General features: G+C 32.5%; 14 protein-coding genes. 10 read left to right on the forward strand and 4 right to left on the reverse strand.

The window, feature by feature from the left end; translation table 11 throughout:
* The first annotated feature begins 96 nt into the window (after window positions 1-96).
* From H9L18_RS02640 to H9L18_RS02650, 3 genes are read left to right on the forward strand one after another with little or no spacing between them, the layout of a single operon-like run.
* Entirely contained in the window at window positions 97-1,230 is a 1,134-nt protein-coding gene (locus H9L18_RS02640; RefSeq protein ID WP_126793795.1) for an exonuclease SbcCD subunit D, read from the forward strand.
* Window positions 1,231-1,240: 10 nt separating this feature from the next.
* The gene (locus tag H9L18_RS02645; protein WP_126793797.1) at window positions 1,241-4,375 is read left to right on the forward strand and encodes an AAA family ATPase; all 3,135 of its coding nucleotides are present in this window, start codon (window positions 1,241-1,243) and stop codon (window positions 4,373-4,375) included.
* Window positions 4,376-4,386: 11 nt separating this feature from the next.
* Window positions 4,387-7,599, forward strand: a complete 3,213-nt coding sequence (locus tag H9L18_RS02650) for a DEAD/DEAH box helicase (RefSeq protein ID WP_126793799.1) — start codon at window positions 4,387-4,389, stop codon at window positions 7,597-7,599.
* 54 nt (window positions 7,600-7,653) lie between these two features.
* On the opposite strand, the gene H9L18_RS02655 is transcribed toward H9L18_RS02650, so the two are convergent.
* Window positions 7,654-8,406 carry a hypothetical protein gene (locus H9L18_RS02655; RefSeq protein WP_126793801.1) on the reverse strand — a complete coding sequence of 251 codons (753 nt, stop codon included), beginning with the start codon at window positions 8,404-8,406 and terminating at the stop codon, window positions 7,654-7,656.
* A 253-nt stretch (window positions 8,407-8,659) separates the two neighbouring features.
* On the opposite strand from H9L18_RS02655, the gene H9L18_RS02660 reads away from it, so the two are divergent.
* From H9L18_RS02660 to H9L18_RS02690, 7 genes are all read left to right on the forward strand, one after another.
* The gene (locus H9L18_RS02660) at window positions 8,660-10,375 is read left to right on the forward strand and encodes an ABC transporter ATP-binding protein (protein ID WP_126793803.1); all 1,716 of its coding nucleotides are present in this window, start codon (window positions 8,660-8,662) and stop codon (window positions 10,373-10,375) included.
* A gap of 147 nt (window positions 10,376-10,522) precedes the next feature.
* Window positions 10,523-11,011, forward strand: a complete 489-nt coding sequence (locus H9L18_RS02665) for an ECF transporter S component (RefSeq protein ID WP_376765014.1) — start codon at window positions 10,523-10,525, stop codon at window positions 11,009-11,011.
* A gap of 106 nt (window positions 11,012-11,117) precedes the next feature.
* Complete coding sequence (locus tag H9L18_RS02670; RefSeq protein WP_221884893.1) at window positions 11,118-12,167, forward strand: aspartate-semialdehyde dehydrogenase; 1,050 nt, start codon at window positions 11,118-11,120, stop codon at window positions 12,165-12,167.
* Window positions 12,168-12,231: 64 nt separating this feature from the next.
* The gene (locus tag H9L18_RS02675; protein WP_126793807.1) at window positions 12,232-13,905 is read left to right on the forward strand and encodes a ribonuclease J; all 1,674 of its coding nucleotides are present in this window, start codon (window positions 12,232-12,234) and stop codon (window positions 13,903-13,905) included.
* Between the two features lie 94 nt (window positions 13,906-13,999).
* A complete protein-coding gene (locus H9L18_RS02680; RefSeq protein WP_185847475.1) occupies window positions 14,000-15,424 on the forward strand; it encodes an MFS transporter in 1,425 nt (474 codons plus the stop codon).
* A 223-nt stretch (window positions 15,425-15,647) separates the two neighbouring features.
* The gene (locus H9L18_RS02685; RefSeq protein ID WP_126793811.1) at window positions 15,648-16,973 is read left to right on the forward strand and encodes a DRTGG domain-containing protein; all 1,326 of its coding nucleotides are present in this window, start codon (window positions 15,648-15,650) and stop codon (window positions 16,971-16,973) included.
* 11 nt (window positions 16,974-16,984) lie between these two features.
* Window positions 16,985-17,932: a DHH family phosphoesterase gene (locus tag H9L18_RS02690; protein ID WP_126793813.1), complete on the forward strand. Its 948-nt coding sequence runs from the start codon at window positions 16,985-16,987 to the stop codon at window positions 17,930-17,932.
* A 36-nt stretch (window positions 17,933-17,968) separates the two neighbouring features.
* Here H9L18_RS02690 and H9L18_RS02695 read toward each other — a convergent pair whose 3' ends face one another.
* Genes H9L18_RS02695 through H9L18_RS02705 form a run of 3 tightly spaced genes read right to left on the reverse strand, consistent with a single transcriptional unit; the run spans window position 17,969 to window position 21,208 of the window.
* On the reverse strand, window positions 17,969-18,829 hold the full coding sequence (locus H9L18_RS02695; protein WP_126793815.1) for a hypothetical protein: 861 nt from the start codon (window positions 18,827-18,829) through the stop codon (window positions 17,969-17,971).
* Between the two features lie 56 nt (window positions 18,830-18,885).
* Window positions 18,886-19,629, reverse strand: coding sequence for a response regulator transcription factor (locus tag H9L18_RS02700; protein ID WP_126793818.1), 744 nt, complete (start codon window positions 19,627-19,629; stop codon window positions 18,886-18,888).
* Window positions 19,610-21,208 carry a sensor histidine kinase gene (locus tag H9L18_RS02705; protein ID WP_126793820.1) on the reverse strand — a complete coding sequence of 533 codons (1,599 nt, stop codon included), beginning with the start codon at window positions 21,206-21,208 and terminating at the stop codon, window positions 19,610-19,612. Before H9L18_RS02705 ends, H9L18_RS02700 begins: the two co-directional genes overlap by 20 nt.
* Window positions 21,209-21,346 lie beyond the last annotated feature (138 nt).

Raw genomic sequence — 21,346 nt, forward strand, 5'->3', positions numbered from 1 at the left:
TCATTTGTGGAAAGTTTTTTTATTTGGTCTTTCTAAGCAATAATTTATTCCAAAATTTGATATAATAGTAAGAAGACCTTTTTTAGGAGGAGCAAGATGAAATTTTTACATACAGCAGATTGGCATATTGGGCGAAAATTAAATGGTTTTTTACTACTTGAAGAACAAAAGGATGTATTTGAAAAATTAATGACAGTAGCTAAAGATGAAAAAGTAGAAGCGATTGTGATAGCTGGAGATTTATATGATCGCTCAGTTCCATCAGTTGAAGCTGTCTCGTTATTTAATGACATGATGATTGAGATGAACATCAAGGCTAATTTTCCAGTGTTAGCTATTTCAGGAAATCATGACAGCGCAACGCGTCTTGATACAGCCAGTCCTTGGCTAAAGGCACAAAATTTTCATCTTCATACTAAATTAGAACAAGCGATGACACCAATCGTCATAAATAACACACAATTTTATCTATTACCTTATTTTGAACCTTTTCATGCTAGACAATACTTTGAAGATGATAATCTGCGAAATATTCAAACCTGTATCGCTCTAGTTTTAAAAGAGATGGCAAAGACATTTGATTCAGATAAGAAGCAAGTATTAGTGAGTCATTTTTTTGCGGCTGGGTCAACTAAAAGTGATTCAGAAACACCTTTAGAAGTGGGTGGCTTGGACAGTATCCCCCTTGATATGTTAGAGGTATTTGATTATGTGGCGCTAGGACACTTGCATTATAAAGATGCCATTAAAGAAAATGGAAATGTTCAATATAGTGGCTCTTTATTAAAATACTCGCTTTCTGAAGAACATCAAGAAAAGGGGATTAGAATAGTTGAATTACAAGATGAATCAGTAGAAAATCAATTTATCCCTTTGAAGCCACTACGAGATGTTAGACAAATCACTGGTTCGTTTAAAGAATTAACTTCACCTGAGTATTATGAAAAAATAAATAGAGAAGATTATGTCGCTATTTCTTTAACTGATACAGCCATTATTTTTAACGCTTTAAATGAATTACGACAAATTTATCCCAACCTAATTAGTTTAGATAGAGTGGTAAAAGAAACGAAGCAAGAAAAGATAAATGAAAAAGAAGAAGAGTTAATTCAATTAAAACCAGAAGTATTGTTAAAAAACTACTTTGAAGAAGTATCTTCTAGTCCATTAACAAAACGACAAGAGGCGTGGTTAGAAGAAGCCATTATCCAAAATAGTTTAGAAAAATAGGAGGAAAAAAATGCAACCAATTCGATTAAAATTAGAAAATTTTGGTCCATATGAAGATAGTTTGATTGATTTCTCCGATTTTTATGCCCAATCTTTGTTTTTGATTACAGGAAAAACAGGGGCAGGTAAAACAACTATTTTTGATGGTATGACTTATGCGTTATATGGAAATACGTCAGGTGGATTAAGACAAGGAAAAGAGATGCGTTCTAACTTTGCTGAGGTTGGAAGTAAGACTTGTGTTACTTTTACCTTTAAACAAGAAAACAAAACCTATGAAGTGGTAAGAGAACCTGAACAATTAGTTAAAAAATTAAGAGGTGAAGGTTTTAGGGAACAGCCAGCAACGGTTAGGTTAACGGTTTTTGATGAAAATAATAATGAGATTGAGCAATTGACCAAACAAAAAGATGTAGGTCCATTCTTAAGTGAGTTGATTCAATTAAACGAATCTCAATTCTCTCAAATTGTTATGCTTCCTCAAGGAGAATTTCGTCGTTTTTTAAATGCTGATAGTGATAGTAAGGAAAAAGTTTTAAGAAAATTATTTAATACGTATTTTTATCAAGATATTGCGGATTCTTTAAGAGCGCAGAAAAAAGCACAAGAAAGTCTTTTGAAGGATGAGCATCAAGTATTAAATCTATTAGTAGGGCAAATAGAATGGCAAGATGACTTTAAAGAGAAACAAACAGATAATATGTATTATCAAGATTTGCTTACCCTCTATGGGGACCAAGAAAAAGCGTATCAAGAAGAGGAAAAAACACAGTTAGATGTAATAAGTAAAGAAAAAAAAGAACTTTTAAAACAAGATGAGTTGATTCAAGCAGAGAAAAAGTGGTTGGAGTATTTTAAAGAATTAGAGTCAGCACGTAAAAAACAAAATGATTTATCTAAAAAAGAAGTTAATATATTAGAAGATAAAAGACGAGTAGCTCTCTTAAAAGAAGTTGAAAAAATAAAACCAACTTATGAATATTTATTAACTCTTGAAAAAGAGTATGACTCTTTATTGATAAAAGAAAAAGAACTAAGACTTAAAGAAGAGACTATTTCAGTTAAATTAAAAAAAAATCAAGAAATACTTGCTGAACGTTTAGCTAACGAAGTTGAAATAGAAAAAGACAAGCAAGAACTAATAAATATTGAAACAAGCTTGCCTTTATTTAAAAGAAAAGAAACCCTTGAGAAAGAACAAAAAAATTTAAAAGAAGAGCTAGATTCGTTACTAAAGTTACAAAAAAAATTAGCACTTGAACAAGACTCTATCAATCAACGACTTGTAGCAGGAAAAAATATATTAGCTAAAAAACCTAAAGCAATTGAAACTAAATTTCAGCTAGTGAAAGAAGAAGAGGATAACCAAACAAGATTAGTTGAAATTAAGAAGTATCAAAAAAAAAAATTTGCTTTGGAGGAGCTAACCCTTCAGTTAGAAGATGTTCAAAAACAAGTTTTAAAAACAAGAGAACAGAAAGAAATAAAATTAAATGAACAAAAACAAGTAAAAAGTGATTGGGCTAAAGCTCAAATTGCCAAACTAAGTTTAGAATTAGTAGAGGGCGAGATGTGTCCTGTTTGCGGTTCTTTAGAGCATCCTTCACCAACTCATGTTGAAGTGATGACAAAAGAAGAAATGATACTCTTGGAAGAAAAAGTTGAAACAATTGAAATAGAGTTAGCACAAATCAGTGAAACAATTGTTTCCTTAGATAAAACAAAAGAGTTTAAAGAATCAGAAAAAGAGACATTTGAAAAAGAACTGGAAGACTTACGAAATCAGATTAATTTATTGTTTGAAAAAGAAGTATCAGAATCAGATTGGTTATTAAGAAACCAAGAAAAAACTGATGAACTAGTAATTAAGCGACAACATAATGAAGTAGAATTAAATCAGATAGAAGAACAAATAACCATACTAGAAGAAGCTGAAAGTCGTCAAAAAGAAGTGTCAGAGCAGTTAAATCAAATGCAAGAAAGAGTTCGAGAACTTGAAAATAAAAATTTACAAGTAACGGTTTCTTATGCAGAAATAAATGAGCGATTACCTAAAAAATGGTCAGCTTTAAAAGAGATGATGGAAGAAAGTGAAACACTGTCTAGTAAAGTTGAGAAATGGGAAAAAGAAGTTGCTACATTAAAAAATGATATTAATAAATCGGAGCAACAACAGTTAGTTACTAAAACAACGCTTAAAAATGAATTAGAACAAAAGAATGTTTTAGAAAATAAATTAGCTCAGGAACAGAAAAAAGTAGACTTATTTAAGGAGACTCAGGAGTTTTCTATGTCTGATCTCAATGAGTTGATTACTCAAGTAGAACAAATAACCACGTTAGAAGAAGATATTCAAGCGTTTGAAAAAGAGTCATATGCATTAAAAGAAGAAATGACTAAACTGGATCATCTTCTTGATGGGCGTGAAAAACCTGAATTAGAACCATTGATGTTAGTAAGAGATACTTTAAACAATAGTTTAGAAAAAAATAAAGAACGGTTAAACACACTACAATATCGAATGAGTCAAAATAAAAAAATAATTCTTCAAGTAAGAGAAAAAGAGTTGAGTATTAAAGAGCAGCTAGAAGCATTAGAAGAATTAACGGAATTAGCGAACGTGATGACAGGTGATGGGCCAAATAAATTAAGTATGGAGAGATTTGTTCTTCAGACCTATTTAAAACGTATTTTAAAAAGAGGGAATGAGAAACTAACCTTACTAACTAATGGACGTTATCAATTTGAATTAAAAGAAGAACAAGGATCGTTTAAAAAGAAAACAGGACTTGAAATTAATATATTTGATGATAATACGGGAACTTTAAGAGGTGTTAATACGTTATCTGGTGGAGAAAGTTTTATAGCAGCTTTATCATTAGCGCTGTCATTAGCTGAGGTCATTCAAGAAGAAGCTGGAGGCATTAAAATTGAGGCTATGTTTATTGATGAGGGATTTGGTTCATTAGATGAAGATGCTTTAGAGATGGCGATTCGAGCTCTTGAAAGTATCGAAGGAGAAGGTCGATTAATCGGTATTATTTCTCACGTTAGAGAACTAAAAGAAAGAATACCACAACAATTACAAATTAAATCAACCTTAGATGGAAAAAGTTACGTAACTGAACGACTAGAATTTGAATAGGAAGTGATACGATGAAATGGTCCATCCCCGAAAAAGTAGTTGAAGAAGGTAGGGAATACGCTAAAGACGGTCGAGTTGTTTCGATTAGTAAAAATGAAGAACAGCAAGTGTGGTATGCCGATGTTGTTGGTTCAGAAGTTTTTCATATTGAATTAGACGGAACAGCTAAAGAGGAAGATGTCTGTCAGTGTCCTTATTGGCAACAACATGGCTTTTGTAAGCATACAGTAGCAACGGAACTCGCCTTAAGAGAAAAAGGTTTAAATCGTTATATAAAAAAACAAATTAATACTCAAAAAGTCTACCAACCACCAACCCATGCGGATATTTTTTCAAAAAGCTTTGCTCGTCTTCAAGAAGCTGAAACAGAAAAAACGTTGATTAGTAGTGATCCATTAAAAGTTGAGTTTATTCTAGATGTGGTGGAGACACTCTCTTTTCATCCAGAACAATCAGTGATTGCAGTATCCTTAAAACTAGGTAGTCGTTTTCCAGGTAGTAAAACCTATGTGGTAAAAAATATCCAAGAGTTTTTAGATTGTTATGAAAAGAAAATGACTTATAAGATTAATGATCGAACGTTTGAAATTGGGGATAATTCTTTTGCTCAAAGAGATATTGTTTTACTTGAAAAATTACTTAAATTAAGAGAGTCGCAAGAATTATTAGATCAAACAGGCGTTCAACAAAAAGGAAAAATAAATCGTCGTTATTTGATTTTGGGTAGTGAATCGGTCTTATTCTTTGTGGAAGAACTAACGAAAACAGAACGATTAGTATTTAATACACCAGAAGATAAGAAACAAACGATTCTTTTTAAACAGGGAAAACTACCAATTGAAGTTAAAGTGTTACCTGTTGGAACAAGTGATTATAAGATGTTAATCGATGATCCGTTAGAGATGTACTTAGAAAAATATCAATGGGCTATTGGCAATCATTCAATTTATCAATTAACGAGTGAACAAAAAGAGCGATATGAGTTACTGCTTCAATTATTCAAACGTTTAGATAAACCAGAAATCTTGTTTACAAAAGATAATGTAGGAGATTTGTTTTCTTATATTCTGCCTAACTTAGATTCCATCGCAACAATTTATGTGTCGGATGATTTACAAAGTGAAATGATTCGTGTTCCTCTTCGTTCTAAAATTAGGATTGAAGAAGCTAAAGGACAACTTGAAGCAAGGGTTGATTATCTTTATGGAGATGTTGTTTTTTCTAGTCATCCGGACCACACAACTAAAACAGGAAAAGAATCTCAAGTTATAAGGAATCAAGTTCAAGAAAAACGAATTGAAAAATTATTACAGCATTTTGGGTATGCTAGACGGAAAAATGCGTTTACGAAACTTTTGCCAAGAGAACAAGAATTATATGCTTTTATTAGAGAAGAAGTACCAACTATTAGAAAATATGCAGAAGTAGAGATTGCACCGAACGTAGCGCAACTATTCTTAAAATCAACTGATTATCAACCAAAAGTAAGTGTGAAAGAAGATGGCTCTTGGTTGGATATTCAATTTGATATATCTAACATTGATGAAACTGAAATTAATGATGTCTTAGTTAGTTTAATGAAACAACAAGATTACCATCAACTTAAAAGTGGGCAACTACTCTTTTTAGATGAGCAAGGATTTAAAGAAACAAGTTCTGTCTTGCAGCAATTAAGAGGAGATATTAAGGTTCGAAAAGGAAAAATAGAGGTTCCTCGTTATCGTGGATTAATGGTGAACCACGCTTTATCAGAAATGGAAGATGTTGAAACAACAGAATTATTCACTCATATGGTAAGTGATTTGACACAACCTGATCAGTTTGATGTGTCATTACCAAAAGGGTTGAATGTTACATTGAGAGATTATCAAGTAACAGGTTTTAAATGGTTGAAGATGCTTAGTCATTATCAATTTGGTGGTATTTTAGCTGATGATATGGGACTTGGTAAAACAGTCCAAACAATTACCTACCTACTGTCTGAAAAAGAAGAAGGTAAGTTAACGAAACCTGCATTGATTGTGGCACCAGCTAGTTTACTTTATAACTGGCAAGTTGAAATTGAAAAATTTGCACCTGATTTAAATGTTAGCGTGATTGTGGGGAGTAAACAAGAACGTTTAGAATTAATCAAGCAAATTGAAAATGTAGATATTTTAGTGACCTCTTACACAACACTTCGTCAAGATTACGATATATATGAAAAAATGCCATTTCATAGTATGATTTTGGATGAAGCACAAATGATAAAAAATGCAGCAACAAAAACCTTTCAAACAATTGAAACATTAAAAGCGGACCATTATTTTGCTTTAAGTGGCACCCCAATTGAAAATAAATTGGAGGAATTGTGGGCACTCTTTAGAATTTTAATGCCTGGATTTTTCCCGCCATTAAGACGTTTCAAACAATTAACTACAGAAACAATTGCCTTAATGATTCAGCCATTTGTTTTACGTAGAGAGAAAAAACAAGTGCTGGATGATTTACCAGACAAAGTGGAAACAGACCTCTATAGTCAATTAACTGAAGAACAAAAAACAGTCTATGTGGCACATTTAAGACAAATGCAAAAAAGCATTTCTGGCATGTCAAAAGCAGAATTGAATCAAAATCGAATTTCAATTTTATCTGGATTAACAAGGCTACGTCAGATTTGTTGTCACCCTAAATTATTTATTGATGACTATGAGGGTGAATCAGGTAAATTAATACAAGCGTTAGATATGATTCAAACGGCTAAAACAAATGGTCGAAGAATATTACTGTTTTCTCAATTTACTGGTATGTTAAGTATTTTAGAAGAAGAGTTGGCCAAGTTAGATATTGAAACGTTTTATTTAAGAGGAAGTACTCCATTAACTAAACGCCAAGAGATGGTTGATCGTTTTAATCGAGGAGATAAAGATGTTTTCTTAATATCTTTAAAAGCTGGAGGAACGGGACTTAATCTAACTGGTGCAGATACGGTTATTCTTTATGATTTGTGGTGGAATCCAGCGGTAGAAGACCAAGCAACAGGAAGAGCACATCGAATGGGGCAAAAGAAAAAAGTTGAAGTATGGCGTTTAATGTCTGAAGGAACAGTCGAAGAAAAGATGAATCGACTTCAAACAGAGAAAAAAGAACTCTTTCAACAAGTTCTTAACTCTGAAGATGTGAAGGATTTAGCTAAAATGACGATGGAAGACATTAGAGATATTTTAGATGTTGGAGCCGATTGATAAATTGGGATAAATAAAAAACTTCTGGAAAATTATTTCCAGAAGTTTTTTTAATTATAGACGAACGTCATAATTTCTTTTAGCTCCGTTTGTGAACTCTGCACGTAGAACGATTCTTGTTGCTTCAGCTCCACCTGTAGATTCTTCTAAACCAGAAAGTAAGTAAGTATTAACTTCATAGTTAGCAGAATTTCTTAAATGGAAGCCTTTTAATAAATCATTTACTTTGGCAGCAGATTGTAAACCTTTGTATCTTTCACCTGTAATTGTGTTTCTATAGCTTGAGCTGATAGATTTATTTAAAACAGTATATTTAAAGTCTACTTTTTCTTTACCGTAATAAACAGTAGCGTCAATTTTTCTTAAATCTTTATTGTTAGTAACTTCGCCTGATTGTAAGACTTCTTTATCACTGAAGTTAAAAGTTTTCTTGCCATCCCAGAAACGACTGTTGAATGTTCCTTTAGTAAATTCTGAACCTGAAGGAGCATCAATGTAATCTAAAATAGCCATAAAGATTTCATTATTAGAAGCTGTATTGAAATCAACGTCTTCAAACATTTCTCTAATTTTTTGTTCACCAAGTTCTTTTCTGAATTTTTCACCTTTAATATCATTACGGATATCAGATCTAGTAATTTTACCTTTTTTATCTTGTTTAAAATCAATTCTTACTCGATCTTTTTGATAATAGAAGTCAATATCAATATTTTTTACTGTTTCATCAATAGCAGCTTCAGCTTGTAATCCATTAATACCTAAAAATCCAATAGCAGCGGCACCTAATAATAAACTCTTTTTGTTCATAGTTATAACATCTCCTTTTCTTTATATACATACAATACTAATGCAATTAATAAGTTTAGTAAAGAGTTTTCGTTCCTTTTTTTATTTAAAGTTCAAAAAGGATTGTTATTTGTTATTTTTATAACATTTAAAAGGTTAAATGGTTCGTAAAAGAATCTTTTTGTCATTAGTGAGAATTAATATCATTTACAGGAAAAAAATAATTATTTCTGTTATAGTAGTAGTTTACAAAGGATTGTTTGGAGGGGAAGTTATGTTAAAAAGATTTTTTTCTTATTATAAGCCATATCAGGCTTTATTTATATTAGATTTTGGGTGTGCAACCATCGCAGCTATTTTGGAACTTAGTTTTCCAGTAATTGTTAATCAAGTGATTGATAAAATAATGCCATTAAAGAACCTAAAACTAATAATGATGGTAAGTGGTTTGCTATTTGCATTTTATATAATCAATACGTTGCTTCAATATATTGTTGTCTACTTTGGACACAAACTGGGAACGAATATTGAAACTGATATGCGCGGTGAGTTGTTTAGTCATTTTCAAAAACAACCGTTTGAATTTTATGATAATCAAAAAACAGGGAAGTTAATGAGTCGCCTGACAACTGATTTGTTTGAAATATCAGAAGTTGCCCATCATGGACCTGAGGATATTTTTATTACTGTTATGACATTAGTGGGGTCGTTTGCATTGATGTACAATATCCATGGTAGATTAGCACTGGCAACTGCAATAATGGTACCATTTATTACAATTGCTTTAGCCTATTTCAATAAACGAATGACTAAAGTTAATACACAAATTTATGAGAACTTAGGTGAGTTTAATGCAGGAATTGAGGCAAGTGTGAGTGGGATTCGGGTGACGCAAGCTTTTGCAAATGAAGGATTTGAAGAAAAAAGATTTGATAAGCTTAATCAATTATATCGTCAATCAAAGCTTGCTTTCTATAAAACCATGGCACTTAGTTCGTCTTACAATTATTTGTTAATTCGTTTGATTAGCTTGTTTGCTCTTCTTTTTGGTTCTTACTATACCATTCAAGGCGAAATAACAAATGGGAACTTTGTTGGTTTTATTCTACTATCTAATGTGTTTGCTAGACCAATAGAAAAAATAAATACAATGATAGAAAGTTATCCTAAGGGGATTGCTGGATTCAAACGATTTACAGAAGAATTAGATAAAGAACCAAGCATTCAAGATAAAGATGATGCGATAGATGTTGAAATGTTAAATGGAGATATTGCTTATAATAATGTCTCGTTTTCTTATAGTGATGGGACTAAAGTGTTAGATGATTTGTCACTTCATATTAAACACGGTGAAACAGTCGCATTTGTGGGTCCTAGTGGAGCAGGAAAAACAACTCTATGTCATTTATTACCTCGTTTTTATGAAATTGATTCAGGGGATATTTCAATTGATGATTTAAATATTAAAGATATGACCATGGCTTCACTAAGGAAACAAATTGGAATTGTTCAACAAGATGTTTTCCTATTTCCAGGAACGATTAAAGAAAATATAGCCTATGGAAAATTAGGCGCTAGTGAAGAGGAAATTGAAAAAGCTATCCAATTAGCTCATTTATCTAAAGTAATTGATGGCATGCCTGAAGGAATTGAAACAGTGATTGGAGAAAGAGGCGTCAAGCTTTCAGGAGGACAAAAGCAACGTGTGGCTATTGCTCGTATGTTCTTAAAAAATCCACCTATCTTGATTTTAGATGAGGCTACTTCGGCCTTAGATACTGAGACTGAAAATGTCATTCAAGAATCATTAATGTCTTTATCGGAAGGCAGAACAACGCTAATGATTGCTCATAGATTGGCAACGATTAAACAAGCAACTCGTATTATTGTGGTGACAGAAGAAGGAATAGCAGAAGATGGAACACATGAAGAGTTGATGGCAAAAAATGGCGCATATAAACGTTTATATGATGCTCAATTTAGAGATTAGTTTAAATTTTAGGAACCACGGCTAGTTATGACAACCAGTTTTTGGGTTGATTGTAACTAGCTTTATTTGTTGTAGGAGCAAGATTTTTTAGTTAGTTTTAAGCTATAATAAAAAGAGATAAGAAAAGAAGTTAGTGGAGGTATGTCAGTGAAAATTATCAAAGAAAGATTAGCGTTACTAGCTATGTTAACAGCTTTAACAGTTGTTCTAGCATTAACATTTATCTTCCCTGTTCCAATGACAAAAGGTTATGTCAATCTATTAGAGGTTGGTATATATACGGCAGCCATGTTGTTAGGTGGGCCAGCCGGAGCAATTGTCGGAAGTGTAAGCGGAGGAATGCTGGATTTAATTTTAGGTTATCCACAGTGGATAATTTTCTCAGTGGTTATTCATGGTTTTCAAGGATATCTTGCTGGGAGATGGTCTGGTAGTAAAAAGATGACGACAAGAATCTTCTTTTTAGTAATTGCATCTATCGTGATGATTATTGGCTATTTTTTTGCGACATCATTTTTATATGGTCAAGTAGCAGGTCTAGCATCGATTATTGGAAATATCATTCAAAATGGCTTTGGAATTATAGTATCTATGATTGTCATTAATATTTTAGACCGCTTAAAACTAATTAAATAAGTAAATTAAGAAGAGAAATATTCATTAAAGAATTTTTCTCTTTTTTATGCTAAAATAAAGGATAAGTAAAATCGGGATAAATGTGTATAAATGAAGGAGGAGTTAGGTGAGTGATTATCGGATAGCCATAGTTGGGGCGACAGGTGCAGTTGGAACCAAGATGAAAGAGATGCTTGAAACAAGTTCCTTACCTATCAAAGAGGTAAAATTTTTAGCATCTATTCGTTCAGTTGGTAAAAAAATAAGTTTTAGAGATAAGCTGTACGAAATTGAAGAGTTAAAGGCATCTTCATTTGAGGAAATGGATATCGCCTTATTTAGTGCGGGAGGCTCTATTTCAGAAGTATATGCCAAAGAAGCAGTTAAACGTGGTTGTGTGGTAATTGATAATACAAGTGCTTTTCGAATGAGTGAAGGTGTGCCTTTAGTGGTGCCTGAGGTTAATAAAGAAGCATTGAGACAGCACCAAGGTATTATAGCTAATCCTAATTGTTCAACGATTCAAATGATGGTTGCTCTTGAACCTATTAGAAAAAAATATGGACTAGAGCGCGTCATTGTTTCAACGTATCAGGCAGTTAGTGGTGCTGGAATATCGGCTATTAATGAATTAAAACAACAAGCCCAAGATATGTTAGATGAAAAAACAACTATTGAAGCAAATGTCTTGCCTTGTTCAGGTGACAAAAAACATTTTCCTTTAGCTTTTAATGCGTTAGCTCAAATTGATGTTTTTTCAGATGAGGGTTATACAAATGAAGAGTGGAAAATGATTAATGAAACCAAAAAGATAATGTCTGATGATGAGTTAAAGGTGACGGCGACTTGCGTTAGAGTTCCAGTTATGTCAGGTCATTCTGAGTCAGTTTACATTGAGTTAAAAGAATCTGATGTAACCGTAGCAGATATACAGGCTGTTTTAAGTGAGGCGCCAGGTATTATTTTAGAGGATAATCCAGATGAGCAGCTTTATCCACAGCCACTAAATTCTGTAGGTAAAAAGGAAGTTTTTGTTGGTAGAATACGTCAAGATTTAGATGTTAAAAAAGGATTTCATTTATGGGTAGTATCAGACAATCTATTAAAGGGTGCCGCATGGAATTCTGTTCAGATTGCTGAAACGATGCATGAAATGAATCTATTAAAAAATAAGTAAATAATTCATAAAAATAAAGAAAAGTTGTTGATATTTTTTCAGCAACTAATGAGGTGGAAAACAAGTGAGTCAAATAAAAATAGTTCCTTTAGGTGGCGTTAGAGAAAATGGGAAAAGTATCTACGTTGTCGAAGTTGAGGATGAGATTTTTGTTCTGGATTGTGGGCTTAAATACCCAGAAAACGAACAACTAGGAATCGATATGGTCATTCCAGATTTTTCTTATTTATTAGAAAATAAAGATAAAATTGCAGGTATCTTCTTAAGTCATGGTCATGCGGATGCTATTGGTGCGTTACCTTATCTTTTAGAAAATGTTTCTGTTCCTGTTTTTGGAACGGAGTTAACGACAGAGTTAGCGAAAATAAATGTTCGTGAGTACCCAAATACGAAAGATTTTAAAGAGTTTCATGTGGTAGATGAATTTACGGAAATTGACTTTGGTCATGCGGTTGTGAGTTTCTTTAGTACAACGCATACTATTCCAGATTCAATAGGTATTTCAATTAAAACAAAAGAAGGCAACATTGTTTATACGGGGGACTTTAAGTTTGACCAAAGTGCGAATAAACCGTATCAAACAGACTTTTCAAGATTAGCTGAAATTGGTAAAGAAGGCGTCTTTGCTTTACTAAGTGATTCAAGTAATGCAGAAAGTTCTTCATTGATTGCTTCTGAAAATCAAACAGAAGAAGAAGTGTATGATACGATTCGCTACTGGGAAGGTCGTATTATTGTTGCAAGTGTAGCAAGTAATATTAGACGAGTTCAACAAATTTTTAATGCTGCTCATAAATCAGGCCGTCAAGTTGTATTGACAGGAAAAGATGTGGAACAAATTGTTCGTACAGCAATTCGTCTAGGTAAATTACAATTACCAGATGAGGATTTAATTATTACAGAGCGTCAAATGAAAAATAAACGTCCAGAAGAGTTGTTAATATTAGAAACAGGTCGTATGGGCGAACCTTTACAATCGTTACAAAAAATGGCAAGTAAACGTCATAAATCAATTAGCATTCAAGAAGGTGATTTAATTTATATCACAACGACACCAGCAATTTCTGTTGAAACAACAGTTGCTAAAACAGAAGACATGGTTTATCGTGCTGGTGGAACAGTGAAGACGATTTCTGATAACTTATATGTATCAGGTCATGGAAATGAAAATGATTTGAAGTTGATGTTGAACTTGATGAAACCTAAATATTTTGTTCCAGTTCAAGGTGAGTATCGTTTGTTAGCTGCTCATGCCGATTTAGCTCACGAGGTAGGAATGTCTTACCAAGATATTTTCATCACTGGTCGTGGTGATATTCTAGAATTTGAAAAAGGTCGTTTGAGAATGACTGGTTCAACAGATGCTGATAATGTTTTAATTGATGGTTTAGGTGTAGGAGATATTGGTAATATCGTTTTAAGAGATAGAAAAATTTTATCTGAAGATGGTATATTTATTGCTGTTATCACCATTAATCGCCGCGCTAAAAAAATTATTTCAAAACCAAGAATTACATCTCGAGGTTTTGTCTATGTTAAAACAAGCACTGATTTGATGAAGGAAAGTGCAACCATCGTAGAAACAGTTGTTTTGGAAAATCTAGAAAAAGCTGATTTTGATTGGGGCGTTTTAAAACAAGAGATTAGAGATCAATTGAGTCGCTATCTATATGAACAAACTAAGAGAAGACCGGTTATCTTACCTGTGATTATGGAATCAAGTCAAAAGAGAAAATAAATAGTGATAAAAAGAGAAGCTGGAACAGTATGATTGACTCTGTTCCAGTCTTCTATTTTTTCGTTATATAGAATTAATGAGAAGGAGTTTTTTGATGAATCAGGAAAAAGCACACAAGTTTCGTTGGCTAAGTTTAGCCGCAGTAGGATTATTTTCGTTTATGTCAACACTTGATGGGAGTATTGTTAATATAGCATTGCCGACTATTTCAGAAGATATTGGTGTTCCCATGAATCAATCTGAATGGGTTGTATCCGTTTATCTGATGGCGATTTGTGTTTTCTTACTTTTCTTTGGAAAAGTAGGTGACAGTTTTGGTAAAATAAAAGTGTTTAAAATAGGAACCATTGTATTTATTATCGGTTCTTTTTTATGCGGTATACCGGGTAGTTTAGGCTTATTATTAGCATCTCGAGTTGTGCAAGCAATTGGGGCTAGTATGACAATGGCAACTAGTACAGGAATTATTACTGAAATATTCCCGCTTCAAGAAAGAGGTCGGGCATTAGGTTTGATTGGTTCATTTGTGTCACTTGGTGCAATTGCAGGACCAGGAATAGGTGGTGTGATTTTATCACATTTTAATTGGTCTTATATTTTTTGGATTAATGTACCTGTAGGAATTATTACGATGATGTTTGGTTGGTATTTCTTACCAAAAACAGAGTTTAAAAGTGGTGAAAAAATTGATTATATTGGATTTATTCTTTTTGCCTTATTTATCATGTTGTTCTTTGGTGGTATCTTTTTAGGGCAAGAAAAGAGTTTTACTAATCCTTTGATTATTGGAATGGTGATTGTTTCACTTATATCTTTAGTTATGTTTTACCGATACGAAAACAAACAAGAGAGTCCATTAGTTCATTTCCATTTGTTTAGTAATCAGATTTTTACGGTCAGCCTTTTAACGGCAACATTAATTTTTGTAACTAACTTTTTTGCCAATGTTGTTAATCCATTTTACTTACAAAATGTTTTAGGTTTAGAAGCTAATATCGCAGGTTTTTTAATGATGGTTTTTCCTCTTGTAATGGTAGTCGGAGCTCCATTAAGTGGCTACTTGACTGATAAAAAAGGTCCTCATTTAATTACTTTGATAGGATTGGTCCTGTTAACATTAGGCCAAATTGGGTATTTAGTTTTAGGAGAGTCATCACCGGTTATCCTCTTTATTCTTATTATGTCACTTGTAGGAGCAGGAAATGCGATGTTCCAAGCGCCTAATAATACTATTATCATGTCAAGCGTAGATAAATCAGAGTATGGTGTTGCAGGTAGTATGAATGCTCTTGCTAGAAACTTTGGTATGGTTGTAGGGATTTCCCTTTCAACAACTATTTTGTATCAGTCAATGAGTTTTGAAATGGGAGAAAGAGTTGTTGGCTTCATTGACGGTAGACCAGATATCTTTGTTTATGGGATGCATTTTACTTATATGGTTTCTTTTGCCATTTGTCTGTTTGCAACAGGTATTACATTTTGGCGTTTTTCAAAAGCAAAAAAAGAGATGAAAAAATAATAGTTTGAAAGTATAAGAAGGAGCAGACGTTTTAGTCAGCTTCTTCTATTTTTTATTGATACAGATTTCTGATAATAGCGTTTTTTTTACGAACTGTTATAATCATTGTAATTTATTTTTAATAATAATCATGATAGAATGAAGAATATTAATGGATATAAGAATTGCAACAGATTCTTTTTCTAACTATAACAATGTATAAGAGAGAATTAGGTGAAAAAGCGTGGGTGTAACAAAACATGATCAGATTCTTGAATATATCGAGACTTTACCAGTTGGTGAAAAAATTTCAGTTCGTGGTATCGCTAAAAATTTACTTGTAAGTGAAGGAACTGCTTATAGAGCTATTAAAGAGGCCGAAAACATTGGTTTAGTTTCAACTATTCAAAGAGTTGGAACCATTAGAATTGAAAAAAAATTAAAAGAAAATATTGAACGATTATCTTTTGGAGAAGTGTCAAAAATTATTGAAGGTGATATTTTAGCTGGTCGTAAAGGATTAGATAAAATATTGAAGAAATTTATCATTGGGGCTATGACAGAAGAAAATATGCTGAGATATATTACATCTGGTTCTTTAATGATTGTAGGAGACCGAGAAGGCGTGCAACGTCTTGCTCTAGAAAATGGCGCGGCTGTCTTATTGACGGGAGGATTTGATGTGTCAGAAGAAATCCTTTCTTTAGCAGATGAAGTTGAGATGCCAATTATTCGTACAACTTATGATACCTTTACTGTCGCAACAACTATTAATCGCGCTATTAGCGATCAAATGATAAAAAAAGATATTATGACAGTTGAAGATATTCAAACACCAATTGAAAGAACAGTAGTGTTAGGTGTAAAGGATACATTAGAAGATTATCAAAAAATATCTGAAAAAACAGGATTCACAAGATTTCCAGTGGTTAATAAAACAAATCGGTTAGTCGGAATCATTACGTCAAAAGATGTGGTTAATAAACAAGCGACACAACCGATTGAAAAAATTATGACAAAAGACCCAAGAAGAGCTAAAAGACATATGAGTGTGGCAAGTATTGGACACCAAATGATATGGGATGGTTTAGAAATTATTCCTGTTGTTGAAGATGACTTAACTTTAATCGGTATTGTATCAAGACGGGATGTTATGAAGGCGATGCAATTAGCTCAAAAACAACCACAAGTTTCCAATACATTATCAGATCAGATAACGGATGAAGTTATTGAAAAAGATAGCAAAGGTTTATCTGATATGCCTGATTATTCTTTTGTTGTTTCTCCGCAAATGGTAAATAGCATGGGAACATTATCTTTTGGTGTTTTGAATCAGATTATTTCAACGGTTGCCAAAAGAACAATGAGAGTTAAATATCAGCGTAACTCTGTGATTGAACAAATGAGTTTATATTATTTTAAATTAATTCAAATTGATAGTGAGATTGATTTGAAACCAAGAATTATAGATGTGGGACGTCGCTCTGCTAAAATGGATGTAGAAGTTTATATAGACAATGTTATTGTGGCAAAAGCCATGATTGTCTGTCAATTGATGGAGCAGGCCTAGGAGGCAAATAAATGGAAATTACACAAAATATTTTAGACAAAATAAAAGAATACGATAAAATAATGATTCACAGACATCAAAGCCCAGATCCCGATGCGTTAGGCTCTCAAGGTGGTTTAGCGTTGATATTAAAAGAATCATTTCCAGAAAAGGAAATCTATGTTATTGGGGGCCCTGTAGGAGGTCTAGATTTCCTATTAACAATGGATGAGGTAGAAGACGATATGTATCAAGGTGCATTAGTGATTACAACAGATACAGCTAATGAACCAAGAATTAGTGGAAAACAGTATGACTTAGGAGATTTATTAATCAAAATAGATCATCATCCAGATGATGAGCCTTACGGAGATATTTCTTGGGTTAACCCTAAGGCAAGTAGTACAAGTGAAATGATTTATGACTTTTTTGAAGCTCATAAAGATGAGTTAGTTATGCCAACGGAAGCAGCAAAATTATTGTACGCAGGAATTATCGGGGACACTGGTCGTTTTATGTATCCAGCAACAACAAGTCATACATTATGGGTAGCGAGTCAATTAATGACTTATCCGTTTGATGCAGCTAGTTTAAATCGAACAATGGATGAAGTTTCTGAAAAAATTGCTCGATTAGCTGGATATGTGGCTGAAAACATTGAAGTGGATGAGAATGGAGCTGCGATGGTTTTATTACCTCAAGAAGTACTGGACAAATTTGAAATAGAAGATTCAGAAACACCACCGACTATTCCAATTCCTGGTAAAATTAAGGGAATTAAGGCGTGGGGAATTTTTGTAGCTCAACCAGAAGGCTTTTATCGAGTACGCTTACGCTCAAAAGGACCAGTTATTAATACTATTGCAAAACGTCATCATGGTGGTGGACATCCTTTAGCTAGTGGGGCTAATGCAAAAGATTTGGCTGAAGTAAAAGAGATTTATCAAGAGATTCAACAAGCCGTAAAAGAGGATAACTAAAAAAACATAAAAAAGAGCTATATCTAATGCTCTTTTTTATGTTTTTTTTTTATGTTTCTTTTTTGTTGTTCTCTTTTTAGTTTTTGATGACTGTTCAGAGCGTTTCAGAGATGAAATTTCTTTTTTTAACGCATCATTTTCAGCAATGATTGCATCAACATCTTTTCTTCTTCTAAAAAGTGGACCGTTTAAATAACGATTAAATAGTTGAGCTAAAAGAGTAGAAATAAATCCAATACACATCACTATAAAATAATGATTTTTTAAAAGATTTAAGTTATCAAGCCATAAATGAAGAATATTTGGAATTCTTCCAAGAGCTTTAACATTGCCAAATGTAATAGCGACTTGATCAGCAATTACTGTATAATCTTTCATAAAATTTAGAGCAGAAAAATTATACTCGTAGAAAAAGGTAGACCATTGTTTACTAAGTGCTTTTAATTGTTTAGGGCTTAAACGTTCTAGTATTTGTTGAACTTCAGTTAATGATTGAATTGTATGACTGGCTGTGATGTAGCTATAGTAGAAGCTACCAAATAAAAGAATAATTAGTCCTGTTATCAACAAGAAATCATGTTTTTGCAATTTTTTTCGTTTATGTAAAAAGAAAATTTTAACTAATAGATAAATAATGAAGACGACAAAGAGTAAGACCTCAAGTGTTAAAAAAATGCCTACTACAATAGTTCCATTTGTTGCTCGATCTATAAAGGTATCTAGTTTATTTTCACTGGTTAAAATGGCTAGAATATCTGGAATTGAAAAAGATAATTGTGTTTGAAATAAACCCGTTAAAATTCTTTTTTGATAATAAATAACAACGAAATAAATGAGAGTAAAAAATAAACTTGTTCGGTAAATAGATTGCCGGGTTTCTTTTTTCTTAAGTCGCATAAAACACCTCCAAATATAGCTGTTCATTAGTTTTATTTTAACATAAATGTAAAAAATTATTGATAGAAATTAGTTCTGAATTGACTAGGTGTTAATTGTGTATGTTGTTTAAAAAGACGACTGAAATAGTGAGGGTTAGGATACCCAACTCTCTCTCCAATTTCTTGTATGTTGTAATGAATAACCGTCTGAGAAAGTAACTCTTTTGCTTTTTCAATACGGTAATGAGTAAGATAATCATTAAAGGATTTTCCAGTATATTTTTTCATTTGTTTACTCAAATAGGAGCTATCTACAAATAATTGATTTGAAACATTGGTTAAATTCAAATCTTTATTAGCATAATGCTCTTTAATAATATTGATAACAGAAACGCATAGAGGAGAAACTAAAGGAAGCTCTTCATTTTTAGAAATTCTTTTTTCAGAGGTTAGCTCTTCTTCAATTTTATGAAGTAGATGTTTAACGTCTGAAGGAGCAAGTGGTTTCAGTAGATAATCAAAGACTTTTAAATGAATAGCTTGTCTAGCATAATTGAAGTCATTGTAACCACTAATAACAACAATCAAAGACTCCGGATAGATAACTTTAATTTTTTTAATTAAATCTAAACCGTTCATATCAGGTAAATTAATATCAACAAAAAAAACATCAATCTTTTCCTTCTCATCTATGAGAGTCAATACGTCTTTTGCAGTAGCAGCAATAAATATAGAAGTAAATAAAGTCGTGTTTTTTTCAATTACTTTTTTGAAACCTTTACTAAAAATCGGTTCATCATCAATAATGAGTAGATTCATTTTGAAACTCTCCTTTTGGCAATATTATTTGAACAACACATTCTTCATTTTCAACAAAGAAACGCATGTTGATTTGATTAGAAAAAGCATACATCAATTGCGTATAGACTCCGTATAAACCAAAACCAACTAAGTCTTTTTGGCTATCATCTTTTTCCAAAAATTGAGAAATCTCTAGTATTTTTTCCTCAGAAGGCATGATACCAGTATTTCGTATTTGAATAATAGTTGTATCAGATTCGTCAAAAGCAATTAAACTAATCCTTTGTTTATCAGTTGATAATGGACGAATGCCGTGATAAATAGCATTTTCAACTAACGGTTGAAGAATGAAGTTAGGTAATTTTAAGTCGTTGAGTTCATCCTGATAGTCGACTATTAGTTCAATATTTTTTTCATAGCGAATATTTTGAATAGTTAAGTAACTTTTTAAGTGTTCTGTCTCGTTAAAAAAGGTTGACCAAGTATCGCCATTGTTTAAACCTACTCTGAAGTAAGTACTAAGAGCCTCGATCATTTCTTCCATCTTTTCTAATTCCCCAGTTTGAGCTAACCATTGAACGGCATTTAATGTATTATACAAAAAATGTGGTTTAACTTGTTCTTGGAGTAATCTAACGTTTCGTGCGATACTTTCTTCTTCAAATCGATACAATTCTTGTAACATTTGATTAAACTCATCAGAGAGTTCTCCAATCTCGTCATTTCGCGTAATGGTTGAGCGGATGTTTTGGTCTCCTTTTCCAACGCGTTTCATTGTCTTGTTGAGAGCTTCAATGGGTTTAATAAAAGCATCCAGTTGAAAAAGAAAGAAAATAAAAATGGTTCCAGCTAAAATGAGAAATAGCCAAATCATAATTTTCTGAACATGGATTCCTGTTCTTAATAAGTTCTTTTGTGTTGTTTGATAAACAAGTTGCCACTCGGGTAAAAGAGGCAAACTGCTTTTAAATGATAAGAGTTGATTAGTTGATTGTGCTCTTTCATCATGTTGGTTAACTAAAGTTCCTGTTCCATCATAAATTTCAATCTCTTCAGCCATTTCTTGCATCTTATTAACATTTACAGCGGCTGCAATATAAGCAATGTTATCTGAGGTAACATGTGGTAAACGGTACAGAATAATAATAATATCTTGTTTAGCTTCTTTAGAATGAAGAGCGTTACTAATGGTGTATTCTAAAGAAGTATTTTTTATTTTTTGAAAGTAAGGGCGATCAGTTATTAAAAAAGAGGGTGTAATCCAGGAATAAGAAGTGCCATCTTCTGAGACAAGGCGAATAGATTCGTAAATACCTGACTGCCGATTTTCTAGTGCTTTTGTTTCTTGAAATAATTCATCCTTTGAGAGGTGGTGTCTACTACTATAGTCTGCTAAGGTAGCTACCTCACTAATTCTTTCTGAAAACCAAGCATTGATTTCCCTAGCTTTATTATCAACTGTTTGTTGGGTCATTTGAGAGTTAACAGGTAGTAAAGAACGTGTGATTTCATAATGGATAGCAGTAAAAAGGATAAGGAATAAAAAAATAAAGACTAAACTTAAACTGAGAAAAACTTTTTTCTTAATTGTTTTCATGAATAATCCACCTTTTGATAGTGAAAAAAGTAACAATAGACTGATTTATGCAAAAAGAGACTGATTTGTTTACAGACAAAAGAAATGATTGTTATATAATTCACATTGTAATGAGACTTATTAGTCGTCTCACAAGTA

The sequence above is a fragment of the Vagococcus carniphilus genome, assembly GCF_014397115.1.
Classification (GTDB): domain Bacteria; phylum Bacillota; class Bacilli; order Lactobacillales; family Vagococcaceae; genus Vagococcus; species Vagococcus carniphilus.

Excerpts from the sequence above, each read along its gene's own strand:
- H9L18_RS02645 (WP_126793797.1), top strand. The coding sequence starts at position 1,241 with ATGCAACCAATTCGATTAAAATTAGAAAATTTTGGTCCATATGAAGAT.
- H9L18_RS02690 (WP_126793813.1), top strand. The coding sequence starts at position 16,985 with ATGGAAATTACACAAAATATTTTAGACAAAATAAAAGAATACGATAAA.
- H9L18_RS02650 (WP_126793799.1), top strand. The coding sequence starts at position 4,387 with ATGAAATGGTCCATCCCCGAAAAAGTAGTTGAAGAAGGTAGGGAATAC.
- H9L18_RS02655 (WP_126793801.1), bottom strand. The coding sequence starts at position 8,406 with ATGAACAAAAAGAGTTTATTATTAGGTGCCGCTGCTATTGGATTTTTA.
- H9L18_RS02640 (WP_126793795.1), top strand. The coding sequence starts at position 97 with ATGAAATTTTTACATACAGCAGATTGGCATATTGGGCGAAAATTAAAT.
- H9L18_RS02705 (WP_126793820.1), bottom strand. The coding sequence starts at position 21,208 with ATGAAAACAATTAAGAAAAAAGTTTTTCTCAGTTTAAGTTTAGTCTTT.
- H9L18_RS02660 (WP_126793803.1), top strand. The coding sequence starts at position 8,660 with ATGTTAAAAAGATTTTTTTCTTATTATAAGCCATATCAGGCTTTATTT.
- H9L18_RS02695 (WP_126793815.1), bottom strand. The coding sequence starts at position 18,829 with ATGCGACTTAAGAAAAAAGAAACCCGGCAATCTATTTACCGAACAAGT.
- H9L18_RS02680 (WP_185847475.1), top strand. The coding sequence starts at position 14,000 with ATGAATCAGGAAAAAGCACACAAGTTTCGTTGGCTAAGTTTAGCCGCA.
- H9L18_RS02700 (WP_126793818.1), bottom strand. The coding sequence starts at position 19,629 with ATGAATCTACTCATTATTGATGATGAACCGATTTTTAGTAAAGGTTTC.